Source organism: Alkalibacter saccharofermentans DSM 14828 (assembly GCF_900128885.1).
GTDB classification, from domain to species: Bacteria; Bacillota; Clostridia; order Eubacteriales; family Alkalibacteraceae; genus Alkalibacter; species Alkalibacter saccharofermentans.
The window spans coordinates 1-13,733 of sequence record NZ_FQTU01000024.1; the positions used below are offsets into that span (position 1 = coordinate 1).

The 13,733-nt window shown below is 37.5% G+C and carries 9 protein-coding genes, 1 pseudogene and 1 riboswitch; all 10 genes and pseudogenes read left to right on the top strand.

From position 1 onward, the window contains the following. Positions 1–255: 255 nt before the first annotated feature. Positions 256–1,737 (top strand): ATPase domain-containing protein, encoded by a 1,482-nt coding sequence (locus BUB93_RS10955; protein ID WP_073272185.1) that lies wholly within the window; start codon positions 256–258, stop codon positions 1,735–1,737. A gap of 69 nt (positions 1,738–1,806) precedes the next feature. Next, on the top strand, positions 1,807–3,564 hold the full coding sequence (locus tag BUB93_RS10960) for a diguanylate cyclase (protein ID WP_084117282.1): 1,758 nt from the start codon (positions 1,807–1,809) through the stop codon (positions 3,562–3,564). Between the two features lie 449 nt (positions 3,565–4,013). Further along, a riboswitch (cyclic di-GMP riboswitch) is annotated at positions 4,014–4,097 on the top strand. A gap of 223 nt (positions 4,098–4,320) precedes the next feature. Continuing rightward, positions 4,321–5,394 carry a cobalamin B12-binding domain-containing protein gene (locus tag BUB93_RS10965; protein ID WP_073272189.1) on the top strand — a complete coding sequence of 358 codons (1,074 nt, stop codon included), beginning with the start codon at positions 4,321–4,323 and terminating at the stop codon, positions 5,392–5,394. 27 nt (positions 5,395–5,421) lie between these two features. Continuing rightward, entirely contained in the window at positions 5,422–6,468 is a 1,047-nt protein-coding gene (locus tag BUB93_RS10970; protein ID WP_073272192.1) for a GGDEF domain-containing protein, read from the top strand. 22 nt (positions 6,469–6,490) lie between these two features. Next, entirely contained in the window at positions 6,491–7,045 is a 555-nt protein-coding gene (locus BUB93_RS10975; RefSeq protein WP_073272195.1) for a hypothetical protein, read from the top strand. 738 nt (positions 7,046–7,783) lie between these two features. Beyond that, a complete protein-coding gene (locus BUB93_RS10980; protein ID WP_073272198.1) occupies positions 7,784–8,740 on the top strand; it encodes a ketopantoate reductase family protein in 957 nt (318 codons plus the stop codon). Between the two features lie 206 nt (positions 8,741–8,946). Continuing rightward, positions 8,947–10,089: a serine hydrolase domain-containing protein gene (locus tag BUB93_RS10985; RefSeq protein ID WP_200789520.1), complete on the top strand. Its 1,143-nt coding sequence runs from the start codon at positions 8,947–8,949 to the stop codon at positions 10,087–10,089. A gap of 242 nt (positions 10,090–10,331) precedes the next feature. Next, positions 10,332–11,393 carry a ribosome small subunit-dependent GTPase A gene (gene rsgA, locus BUB93_RS10990; protein WP_423230813.1) on the top strand — a complete coding sequence of 354 codons (1,062 nt, stop codon included), beginning with the start codon at positions 10,332–10,334 and terminating at the stop codon, positions 11,391–11,393. A 310-nt stretch (positions 11,394–11,703) separates the two neighbouring features. Continuing rightward, positions 11,704–11,963, top strand: a pseudogene (locus tag BUB93_RS10995) (hypothetical protein); the annotation flags it as partial. Between the two features lie 235 nt (positions 11,964–12,198). Next, a partial coding sequence (locus BUB93_RS11000; RefSeq protein WP_073272204.1) for an EAL domain-containing protein occupies positions 12,199–13,733 on the top strand: 1,535 nt, incomplete at its 3' end.

The window sequence follows — 13,733 nt, forward strand, 5'->3', positions numbered from 1 at the left end:
CAGACGACTTTGAAGAATTTTATCTAAAATTCAATGAGGAGAAAAAGTAAAGCATTAGCACAAAAAGTGGATGTAGAGTGATACTAAAAATAAAAAGTGAGAAACACATCGGGTTGATAATGTTGACTATTATTGATTGAATTAAGATGGCAATAATGGGTAGAAACTATCTTCTGAGAATAGTTGCGTTTCGACCCTGTTATTTATATTTGTATCGTCAATTAAGGGAGTTTTCAATAGAGGGAGGAATTAACAATGGCTAGTAACAGAGAAATACAAAAGATGCCGACCGGAATATCAGGGCTGGATGAAATTTTACAAGGAGGCTATATTTCTGGGAATACTTATTTAATTCGAGGTGGGCCAGGGACAGGCAAAACCACCGCGGGCATCCATTTCTTATACGAAGGCGCATGCAAAGGCGAAAAGACCCTACTTATTTCCTTGTCAGAATCTCTGGATAAGCTACTTCGAGATGCTAGTCAAAAAGGGCTTGATTTGGAAAATACCAGTTTTCTAGACTTGACTCCTTCAGCTAATGATGTATCCTGCGATGCTTCATATAATGTATTTTCACCTGCTGAAGTGGAGCAACCCTCCTTTATGCAAAAAATCACAGAACAGCTTGAAACAATAAAACCTGATCGGGTTTTTGTCGACGGTATAACCCAGCTTCAGTACCTATCGCCGGATATTTACCAGTTTCGCAAACAAATATTGGCTTTGATTAAGATTGCCACAAGTCAAATAGGTACGGTTCTTTTATCTTCAGAAGACAGTAAGTCTGTCAGTGACGATGATTTACAGTTTATGAGTGATGGTGTGATAAATCTGGAATACATAAATGATGAGCGTGGGGTCAGAGTAACAAAATTCAGGGGGTCGGATTATAAGCATGGATTTCACACAATGCAAATAATGGATAATGGAATAATTATATATCCCAGACTTGATCCAAGAGAGGTAAAGCGAGAATTTATATTTGAAACCATCTCTTCAGGCATCCCGGAATTGGATAAGCTACTTTATGGAGGAATTGAAAAAGGTACTGCAACTGTCATAAGCGGTCCAACCGGTGTGGGAAAAACGACATTGGGTGTTCAATTTGCAAAAGAAGCTTCTGAAAGAGGTGAACGTACCGTTATCTATACCTTTGAAGAAGGAAAAGAATCTCTTCTCAAACGCATGAAAGCGGTGAACATACCAATTAGTGAAATGTTAGATCAAAACACTCTCTCAGTGGTGAAGGTGAATTCTCTGGAATATACACCTGACCAGTTCGCGTATCTTATTCGTAACGATGTCGAGCATATGAACACTAAAATAGTCATGATCGACAGCATTTCCGGCTACCTCCTATCTTTTAGCAAAGGTCCTCGTGACAAGGGTGAAATGTTAAGGCACATTCATGCGTTATCGGAGTATCTAAAAAATATGGGAGTAACAATGCTTTTGCTAAATGAAACTCATAGCATTACAGGGGATTTTACAGTGTCAGAATACGGCATAAGCTATCTCGCAGACAGTATTGTCTTTCTTCGCTATGTGGAATTGAAAGGTGAATTACGAAAAGTGATCGGTGTACTTAAAAAACGCATGAGCGATTTTGAAAAAACGCTAAGAGAACTTGAAATAACTAGTTCCGGATTAAAGGTAGGCCGTCCACTGAGTGATCTCAGAGGGGTTTTGACCGGAAATCCGGAGTTTATTGACGACGAAAAGAATTGTAATTATTAATACCACCTGTATATTATGAGACTTGGCAGTTCAGAGATAACACAATTGAAAAAAGGGGGGTGGTAACTAATGGAAAGAGTACTATTGCTAATTGGTCAGCAAGCAGATCAAAAGATATTGAAAGAATTTCTTTCAAAAAGCTATGAAGTAGTTTTGCCAGATGAAAAGATGCAAAACAATTTTGACTTGCTTATTGCAGACTACCAAACGTTTAATAATTATCGAAAGGATGCCTTAAAATTAAAAAAGGAAGCTAATCCGGTTTTTTTACCGATACTTTTGTTGGTGTCTTCTCATGATAAAAACCGATTACACCAAGATATTTTAAACGAGGTTGATGAATTTATAAGCATGCCTGTAAATTCCTACGAACTTAAATTGCGAATTACCAACCTCCTTCGCAATAGAGCTCTTTCACTTGAATCAGAAACACAGTACTATACTTTGGCCGAAAGTATTCCCGCAGGTATTTGTGTTTTGCAAAATGAGCGCATTGCATATTGTAATCCTGCATTATCAAAAATATTGTCTAAAAGTTCTTCAGATCTTATGGGGGCTTCATTTTTGGATGACATATCTCCTGAGTACAGCTTTCAAATAGAGTCTCTTTTAATTGAAAAGAAGTCTCGTGAGAATATACAAACGCAGTTAAATAACATGGAACTTAAGATAAACACACTTGATGGGGAAAAATGGGTTGAATTGTCCATTTCCAATATTTTATACAGGGGGAGCTCATCCGTTTTAATTGTTATGACAGATGTTACGGAAAGAAAGCTAAGAGACGAAGAAATCAGGTGCTTAAGTTTATATGATAAACTAACAGGTATCTTTAATCGGGCATACATGGAAGATGAATTGAAGCGTTTGAATACCAAACGGCAACTCCCTTTAAGCATAATAATGGCAGATATTAATGGTTTGAAACTAGCAAATGATGCTTATGGCCATGAGGTAGGAGATCAACTATTAATACGCACTGCAAAGATTTTAAAAGAATCGTGTAGACAAGAAGATGTAATTGCCCGTTGGGGTGGTGATGAATTTATCATTCTACTACCTCAAACAAGCAAATATATTGCGGGAAAAATTGCAAGCAGAATAATTGATGAGTGCAGTAATTACTATATAAAAGCAGTACCGGTTAAAATGGCCATAGGAGTAGCAACTAAAATAAATATCCAAAAATCGATTAAACAGCTGCTGATTGATGCAGAAGACAGGATGTACAAAAACAAACTCATGAACAGTAACAGCGTAAGGGAAGATTTAATATCAACACTTCTAGAAGCTTTGAAAGAAAAAAGTGAAGAAACAGAAGAGCATGCAAAAAGAATATCCGAATTATGTTTTAGATTTCAAGAGCCATTAGACCTTACCAATGAGGATATGGATAAATTATCTCTTATTGCCATCATGCATGATATAGGAAAGATATCTGTATCGGAGGATATATTGAAAAAACCGGACAAATTAACTTTTGATGAATGGGAAGAAATCAGAAAGCACCCCGAAACAGGGTACCGAATTGCTTGCGCCTCGGTAAGCTTAGCGCATATTGCTCAAGAGATTCTATCCCATCACGAGCGTTGGGACGGTAAGGGTTATCCATTTGGGATTAAAGGCGGAGATATTCCAATACTTGCCAGAATAATTGCAATCGTCGATGCATTTGATGTGATGACTAATGGCAGAGTTTACAAACCTTCGATTACCAAACAAAAAGCCCTGAAAGAAATAAAAAATAATGCAGGGACTCAATTTGATCCCGATCTCGTTCAAATCTTTCTAGAGATAATGGAATATGATAAAAAAATAGGCTACTGACCAATTGGCATTCTGGGCAGAAGCACGTTTCCTTGCTCTCAATGAAAAATATTTGTGTCAGGATTGAATTTTTTCTCGTAAAGTGTTATTATGACCATACGTTTTGGGGCACCACTTTACGATTTCAATCTTGCCGGAAAGGTCGTTTAGTGGTGCTTTTTCTGTCACCTCAGTACCCGTTGATATCAGGTGTTATATCATCATCTATGGCAAGATAAGCGATTAAATTCACCACGGCACAGACAAAAGTTACGAGCAAAGCATGATCAGATCAAGTGGGTATTAACAATTCGCTTGAAACACGAACACGCGTTATTGGGAGTATTACTACATACTTGAAGCAAACTTGCTATAAGGAGTTTGTCAAAGTAAATAATGTGTTGTAATTAAAGTTGAATGAGGGGATAATAAGGATATAGTTGGGTACTGTACCTATTATTGAAACCTTCAAATGATAATAGCAAACTTATCGTAAGGTAAGGACGCAAAGCTAAAGGGTCTTTTGTGAAAACAAGAGATAGCCAGTTACCAAAGGAAGGTTTTTTGGGGGTTTTGATAGGAGCGCATAAGAAGGATAAAGTTTTTTTTGTCCTGCAAAGTGCTGTAGGGAAGTTAAAAATTATTGACTTAAAGTCGAGGATAAGACTCTAAAACTACCTACATGTGTAGGTGGTTTTAAAATGTTATTAATCTTTGATAATGCTAGAGTCAACACAGTTATTAATAATCAAGCTATTAATTAAAGGAGATGTGTCCATGAGTTTATTAGTGAATTATACAGATCAACGCTACGTGGAAATTGCCCAAAAGGTTTTTCAGGAACAATTTAAGCGTGACCCGAAACTTGAAAAGGAATTAGATGAGAGAAGAAAACGATTGATGTATGAAGATGTGGTGTATAACATCAGTTTTTTAATGACTGCAGTTCATTTCAGCGACGGGAAAATTTTTGAGGGATATGCTATATGGATTTATGAGCTGCTTTGTAATTTGATGAAGGACTTGGATCGTGATCGAATAATGGAGCACATGAATGATCATTACTTAATTCTATCTGAAATTTTAAACAGCTATCCCGATGGACTGCTTTCTGAAGATGAATTGAAAAAAGCAACCGACTATTTGAAAACTGCAATGGAAGTGACCACAAATGCAGTAACGGAAATCAGTTTATCTTCAAAGTTTCAGGAAGGGAAGCATTCTGAACTTCGAATAGCCTACCTGGAGGCCTTAATAAAGAGTCAAACAAGAGAAGCACATGATGTAATTAATGAAGCCAAGAAGCAAGGACTGTCCTTAATGGATATATACGAAGAGATCCTTGCAAAAGTAATGGTAGAAACAGGAGATCTTTGGCATAAAAACATTATTACTATAGATAAAGAGCACTATATTACTTCCGTTACTCAATCCGTGCTGTCGGGTTTTTATGATGAGATATTCAGTAAGCCGAGGAAAAACAAACGGATCGTTTCCTGCGCCGTGGGAAGTGAGCTGCATGAAATGGGTGCAAGAATGCTTTCCGACATGTTTGAATATCAAGGTTGGGACAGTTATTATCTAGGGGCGGCTCTTCCGGAAGCATCAATCTTAGAAGCGATTAAAGAACATCAACCTGATATTGTTGCTTTATCCGTGACCATGCCTCTTTACTTACCCACCTGTGAAAATATTGTGAAAGCTGTAAAAGAGAAATATCCGAGTGTAAAGATTGCCGTAGGGGGGCAAGCTTTTAAAAACACGGAAAAACTGTGGGAAATGTGGAACGTTGATTACTACTCCGCTACCGCCGATGTTTTTGTGAATTGGGCAGAAAAAACATATTGTTGAAAGTGGATTTTAGAAAGGAGGTTAGGGATGGATCAGTATGATATTTCCTTCTTCTTACAAGGGGATCGAAACTTGAACCTGTTAACTAAATATTGGTATGATCCCGTCTTTCTTATTTCCCCTCATCAAAGGAATTTAAAAGATATTTTTGAACCTAAGGACCGGGAACGGATTACAGAACTTGGAAACAAAGCCTACGATGAAGAAGGCAGCTTTATCTGTGATGATGGATTTCAAATTATTAGTCCAACGGTCACCATATCTCTATGTATGATGGTTAAAAATGAAAGAGTATTTGTTTTAGGGATGAATATCAGTCTTATGAGTAATGAGCAATCCAATTGTCGAGCTAAGGATGTAATCCATCGATTTATGGGGCTGATTATAAGCACGGATCGGGATCTGATGACCAATAATATGGAAATTGTTCGAAGCCAATTTGAAGAAATTCAAAAGTTGAATAATCAGCTTCAAAACATAAAACGGCAGTTGGAAAAGAGCAATGCCCAACTCCACCGGCTAAATTTAGACTTAAACAATCGCCTAGTAAAGGATGAACTTACCGGCCTTGTCAGCAGGTATCAATACCGAGAGGAAATTGAGATGGCAATCGCAAATGATCCCCAGAAATTTGGAATCTTTACATTTTTGGATCTCGACCGATTTAAACAGATAAATGATACCTTTGGACATCGGGCGGGTGACGAATATTTAAAGGAATTTGCCCGACGGTTGAAAGGCCTTCCCTTTGAGAACTTCATTGCCATAAGAATTTCGGGGGATGAATTCGGTCTTTATATCCATGGATATAAAGACGTCGGGGAAGCGGAGTGCCGGAAAATTTGGGAGAATATTCAAATCCATGTATTAGATACGCCTATCACAATAGATTCTCAAGAGCTAAAGATGCTTTGCAGTGGAGGGATGGCGGTTTATGGCCTTCATACCAAAAACTTTTTTGACCTGATCGAATATGCGGATTTTGCAATGTATGAAGCGAAAAATTCGAAGACAGATCTATTCAAAGTGTTTAATAAAGATCGTTACATGAAAAGAAATATCATGATACGTTAAGAAAAATAAAGGAGATGATTCAATGAGTTTAAGTAGACGTAAAAATCAATCCGATCTCAGTGATCAAATTAATGTCCTTACAAGGTCTGCTTTCGCCCTTGCGCTGTCTGTGGTTAGCCTTCTGCTTTTTAGAGGGTCAATCAGCATTGTTTCCACTTTTATCATTCCGGTAGTGATCGTACTTTTTTCAAAAAGGAATGAATTATTATCTTTTACATATATAGCCATAAGCCTTCTTATGGTGACAGTGTTGTTTTTTCAAACTCAAATTATTTTTGTCATCGGATACTTGCTGCTTTCCGTTCTGCTAAAGCATTTTTTGATGGATTCAGCCGTGAAGGTGAAGATTTCATTCTCAGGGATTTTGAAGTATCTTATTGCTGTGATTGTAATTTTGTTTATCGGTATTCAGCTAACCCAGATAATTTTTTTGATCCCTTTACACGATATGATGTTGAGGTTGTCAAATAATCTTCCTTATCGATACTTTGGTATTCTTCTGGTGGAAGGAATAATCATTACACTGGTTAATCTTTTGCTTCTGAAAGCAATTACTTCGAGATTGAAGTTGGAATAATAACCCCCAGTCAGACAGATCTAACGGAAATAATTAAATTATATAAAAGGGGACACTTCAAAACTAATAATCAGTAAAGACATTATGGGTGTGTAATAGCACTCGTTTTTTCCAGCAGTATGATTAATTAATTAATCGGTTAGTTTATCAGTAGATAAAAACGTAAATAATTAACTAAACTAATCCACCCGCATTGAAGACTAAAAATTATGATAGATGTTTTGGTACTGGGGGATAGACGTGATCAGATTATATCCCTTGTTGCATAGGTTAGCTGCTTGGATTGGACTGATGTTGTTATGTAAGCTCGCTTATCGCGCCTTACAAAACATGGTAGACTCTTTACGGAGCTTTATATGGGCTGTGCGTGGCAAAGAGATAGCTCCTTTAGTGGATTTGTTTAAATCACGAATACGTATTCTTGGTGTTATTACATAACAATAACTATTGATGGTCATTTGCACAATTCATTAGGTTAATCTTCATTAAGCTCTGAGCTAAACGACACCTGATAACAAGCACATTGAGAAAAATAGGACTTTGAACTTCTATGTGAAATGGAAACCCGTACACAGATTTTCTCCAAGATCATCAAACAGTATAAGCAAATTATGGAAAGTTTGAATAAAAGACCTCGTGCTTAGTTACAATTTTACCGAGAATTTAAGCTGATAGGGTTGAGGAGATTTTGTAACTGGGTTAAGATTAAATTAGAACACATAAGGAGTTGATCAGGAAATGAAGCAGATGAAATTTTTGTTTTTCGGCGCGGGTGTTCTAGGCAGTCTATATGCAGCCAAGTTGCGTGAGGCGGGAATGGATGTAACGCTTGTAGCCCGTGGCTCCAGGTATGAGGATCTGAAAAAGCATGGTGTCGTACTGGAAGATTTTAAGACAAAAGAGCAAACATCTACCAAGGTACGTCTGGTTGACCATGTGCCCGAGGACGAGTACTTTGATGTATGTGTGGTATTAATACAAAAAACACAGCTTCATGATGCACTTCCGGCGCTTTCGTCAAATCCGCATATACCGTCATTTCTGTTTATGCACAATGACGCGGAAGGTCCGCAGTCCATGATTGACGCTTTGGGGGGTGAGCGGGTTTTGTTGGGGCATGTCAACGCTGGTGGTGAGCGCGACGGGCATGTTGTCCGCTTTATAGTTGCAGAAAAGATGACAATGGGTGAACTTGACGGGGAAGTAAGCGAGCGTCTACAGCAAATAGCCGGTGCTTTTAAAGCGGCAGGATTTCCGGTAGTGTTTAGTAAAAATATGGATTCGTGGAAACGTTATCATGTGGCAATCGCATTATCACTTACCGGCTCTATTTATATGGCTGGATTATGCAATTATCGTCTGGCGCGTAACAAGGAAGCAATTAGGAAATGCTGGCACGGTATGCGGGAAGCATTCCAGGTTTTACGAACCCTGGGTTATCCTATTGAACCGCCTAAGCTGCGTTGGAGCATTAATTTTCCCGACTTTATCATGGTTCCCCTGTTGCAGCGTGTGTTAGGTTCGGAGCTTTTCGATATCGGTGGTGTGCGTCATGCTAGGAATGCCCGCGACGAGATGATGCACTTGAGGAAAGAATTTAAAAAGCTTAAGGAAAAAGCTGGAATCATAACTCCCGTGTTAGATGAAGTGGAAAAGTATATTGATCCTGATGTTCCACCGGCAATTACAGATTAATGTGAATAGTTCAGCATTACATGTGTTAGTGTCAATAAGATGATAACACAGTTTAATAAAATACATTAAAATTTCTAGATTTATATGATGCCTAAAATTTTAAAAACAATATTGCCCTAGCAAGGCAAGCTAAAGTAATGGATTAAATAGGTTTTGATAATAGTTAGATAAAGCAGTTCGTCAAATCTGACAGAGATATATATTGTATGGTTGAATCAATTATAGTCGGGCATATTTTTCATGTGAAAAGAGGAATGCTTGTGAAAAAAAAGGGCAAAAAAATACTGCATATCTTAATTGTAGTTATTTTGGCTATCGTGTTAATAGTCTATGGTTTTGTAATCTATGGAAATTATCAAATGAGCAAAATTCCAGGACTGTCATTTGAAGATTGCTTGAATTATACGATGAAAGGTAATGATAATGCCATCATTACAGTGGGGATTATTAAGGATGGGCAAGCAACCTATACGGTTTATGGTAAGGATACAATTGTGATGCCCCAAGTGGAACATACTTATGAAATTGGTTCACTGACCAAAACATTTACGGCAACGCTCATCAAAAGGGCAATAATTGAAGGGAAAATCAACTTAGACGATACAATTGATAAACATCTTGAGATGCCTGTAGGCAACACATACCCAACGATAGAGCAGTTGCTTACGCACACATCCGGTTATAAATCACATTATTTTGAATTGCCGATGATAGGCAATTTCTTCGGCAGAAGAAATGATTTCTACGGAATAACCGATGATATGCTGTTGAAAAGTTTGTCAAAGGTGTCTGTGACTAATGAAACGGCAAAATTTAACTATTCAAATTTTGGTTATGCGACGCTTGGGCTTGTTCTTGAAGCAGTTTACGACAGAGATTATTTAGCCCTGGTTAATGTATTTGCATCGGAGGAGCTAGGGCTTGAAAATACGCACATATCCGATAGACAAGGCGATTTGAAACAGTATTGGGACTGGAATGCCAACGACGTCTATCTTTCCGCTGGCGGACTGACATCGACAATTTCAGACATGCTCGATTACGCTCAACTTCAGCTTGCGGGTAAAGATATCTTTGCAAGTTGCCACGATTCTCTTGCTGTTATAAATTCATCAACCAAAGCCTACAGCGCCATGGGTATTAATATGGATGAAATCGGCGCTGGATGGATCATTGACAGAGAAAACGACATCATCTGGCACAACGGCGGAACGGGAGATTATAACTGTTATCTAGGTTTTTGTCCAAAGACTGAAACGGCAGTTGTTATTCTATCCAATCTAGCACCTAATTACAGAATCCCTGCAACAGTTATGGGTGTGAAGTTATTAAAACAATATCTTGAGTAATGATCTGTTTGCTAACTTCCAGTTTTTTTAGTAAGATTATGAGCGTTATATGAATCAGTCAAAATCCAACTTGTCAAAAAACAAAAATATTTAAAGGATTAAAATTTATTGTAAAAGGAGAATTGTTTTATGAATGAAAATAAAAAATGTGCGTTGGAGATAGCAATGGTGAAGGAGGGGTTGAAAATATAAGAATCAAAACCTCCTTCCTGTTCAAAGCTAATTTGATAGGAGGTATAACATTGAAGTTATTAAAATCGTATGGTTTAACAGACCGATATATAAATGAATCTAGCTTCTACGAAGGTTTAAGACTAGCTCGTGTGATTGCTCAACATAAAGGATCGTATAAAGTAATAACGGTTGATGGAGAGCAGCAGGCTCAAATATCCGGAAAGCTAAGGCATGAAACAACAGAGCTTTATAAGTTCCCTGCAGTTGGAGACTATGTGATGGTATCTTATGAAAAAATAGAAGATACGGCTATCATCCATTACATATTGAGCCGTAAAAGTGTATTTTTGCGTACGGCAGTAGGCATAAAAAAACAGGCCCAGATAGTAGCATCTAATATTGATATCGTATTTATTTGCATGTCTCTAAATAGTAATTACAATTTAAATCGTTTGGAGCGGTATCTGTCTATTGCTTGGGATAGCGGCGCCACGCCTGTAATAGTATTGACAAAATCTGATCTTTGCGAAAATTTGACACAAGTAATTCGAGAGGTAGAGCAGGTTTCCTTCTATGCAGACATAATTACTACGTCTATGTTTGAGGATAACATTGATAAGTTTAAACCCTACATGAAAGAAGGAATAACTGCAGCTTTTATTGGTTCTTCTGGCGTGGGAAAATCAACGCTTATAAATCAAATGCTAGGCAAAACAATGCTTGAAACAAAAGAAGTCGGCAAAAGCGACAAAGGCAAGCACACGACCACAGGGCGGGAGATGTTTCCAAGTCTGCTTGGCGGAGTTGTGATTGATACGCCGGGAATGAGAGAGTTAGGCATTCAAAGCGCAGACCTGTCAAAGTCTTTTGCGGATATAGAAAGGCTTGCTCAGGATTGCAAATTTAACGATTGCTCACATAAAAATGAACCAGGCTGTGCTATCCAAAAAGCATTGTCCGAAGGCACAATTGATCATAGGAGACTCAATAGCTATACCAAGCTAAAGAATGAGGCCTCTTATGAGGGCTTAAATAGCAAGCAGATTGAAAACCAAAAGATAGAGCGTATGTTTAAAGAATTTGGCGGCATGAAAAATGCGCGGAAGTTGGTGAAGGGGCGAAAAAATTGATATCAATAACATAAACGACTAATAGGCAGTAAAGACATTACGGGTGTGTCATAGCACCCGTATTTCTCAGTGCTATGATTAATTATTAATCCATGTGTTTAGTAGAAGAGAATTTGATTAATATGTCAACGCCACGAATAATTTACCTATATGGAGGGTTGGAAAACCTTGATTGCTTTACAGCTGATTACTGGGGAATATTAGCCATTATTGCCGGAAACATATTTGTATTTCTGGGTAAGAATGATAAAGGTGATAAGATCATTAAAAGTCATTCATTTTAAATATAGATTCAAGGAGGAGATATTCAATGATTTATTCACATGAAGTCGAAAATATGTGCAGTGTTGCAAAAGGCCCTAAGCATGGCCCCGCAGCAATCCCTGAGGAGGGGAAATGGGTAAAGGCTAAGGTGGATTGCCGATTGGTGCAGGCTTGGAAGACCTTGGCAAGGGGATGAGATCACAGGTTGCTACCATGTATGGCACAAAAGTTAAAGGTACCCGCTACTTGGAAATGGCAGAGGGATATGTCACCAGCATGGGGCTGGATGAAAACAGCACCTTTATTTCAGAGGATAGCTGGCTGTTTATAGCACGGATGAAAGAAGAAGTTTATCAGAGTAAACAGAAAGTTGTAATTAAAGTTGAATGATGGGATAATAAGGATATAGTTTAAAACTGTTAATGCAGGGGGAAAAATATTAATCGATTTTTACACCAAGAAATAGGGTTTCATTGTTTTGATGTATACGAAGAGACTATAAATTTCTGAAGGTGAAAAAGATGTAGAGAGGAGAAAAATTATGATGAGATCATTAATCAAACGAGCGAATGAAAACAAACAGGCTAGTTTACTTAAGATCATATTTATAATGGTTCTTATTCTAGTTGCGGTGTATTTTGTACATTTAACAGGTGGTACAAAAAAGGTCTACGTACACTTACTGTATGTTCCTATAATACTATCCTCACTTTTCTGGGGTTCTTTTGGCGGTTTGACCGTAGGCATGGTCTCAGGTTTATCGGTTGGACCATTAATGCCACTTGATGTATCCAGTGGCATTATGCAAGATCCTGTAAATTGGATTTCCCGTATGCTTGCCTTCTCTCTGATTGGTCTTTTTACAGGGCACATGCTTGACTGGATAAATCAATTAAATAGGGAAGCACAAGACAGGAACTTATCAAGCCCTTTTTATGATCTTCCGAATACAACGAAGCTTATTTTTGACATTGAAAGCAGCATAGACTCAGAGGAACATTTCAAAATTATATCCATCAAGCTAACAAATCTGGATGGCATCGAAAAATATGTTGATAGTGAACTGGTATTTGATCTAGTCAAAAATTTAGCAAAACAGCTAGAGCATAGCTGTGGCAGAAAAGCAGTGTATTCTTATGGGAAAGATGAGTTGATTTTATTAGTATTTGATGATTGTGTTGAAGATTACGAAGAAAAAATCAATCGAGTCTTGAAACATTATTCTACGTTCCCAATTTCACTTGCCGGATATGACATAAGGGTATCGCTTAAAGTGGGGATTTATGAGTATCGTGGTGAAGATATTTCCCCAACTGAAATATATAATAAAGCCCGGATCGCTCACGAGCAAGGTGAGCATAGAGAATCAGGCGTTTATTATTACGATGTCAGCTTAGAAAATAAAAGAAGAGAGATGCACGATATCACTGGAGCATTGCTTGAATCTATCCGAAAAGATGAGTTGTTTTTGATGTACCAGCCCAAAATTGATATTGTAAACAATAAAATTTCTGGTGTAGAAGCATTAGTAAGATGGAATAGAAACGGAAATAATTTTATAGGACCTGATATGTTTATTCCTATCGCAGAAGAGATTGGGTTTATTAAGGAGATTTCAAAGTTTGTTTTTGAAAATGCAACGACACAGATGGAAATGTGGAAAAACAGAGGAATTGATATAAAATGTGCTATTAACGCATCCGCAAAGGAATTAATAGACAAAGATTTTATTAATTGGGGACAGGAAACAATAACCAGCAAAAATGTCGATAGATCTGACATCGAGATTGAAATAACTGAAAGAGCCATAGCTTACAATGACAAAAAAATGATAAAAACAATGAACTACTTGAAGGAAAGGGGATATCAAATTTCCATTGATGACTTTGGAACTGGTTATAATTCACTGATGAGTCTTGGTGAAATACCTTTTGATATACTAAAAATCGACAAATATTTTATTGACAGAATAGATAGAATTCAAATTAGAGAACTGGTTAAACTTTTTATAGAATACTCACACACATTTGGGAAAATTGTTATAGCAGAGGGCGTTGAGACCGAGAAGCAATTAAA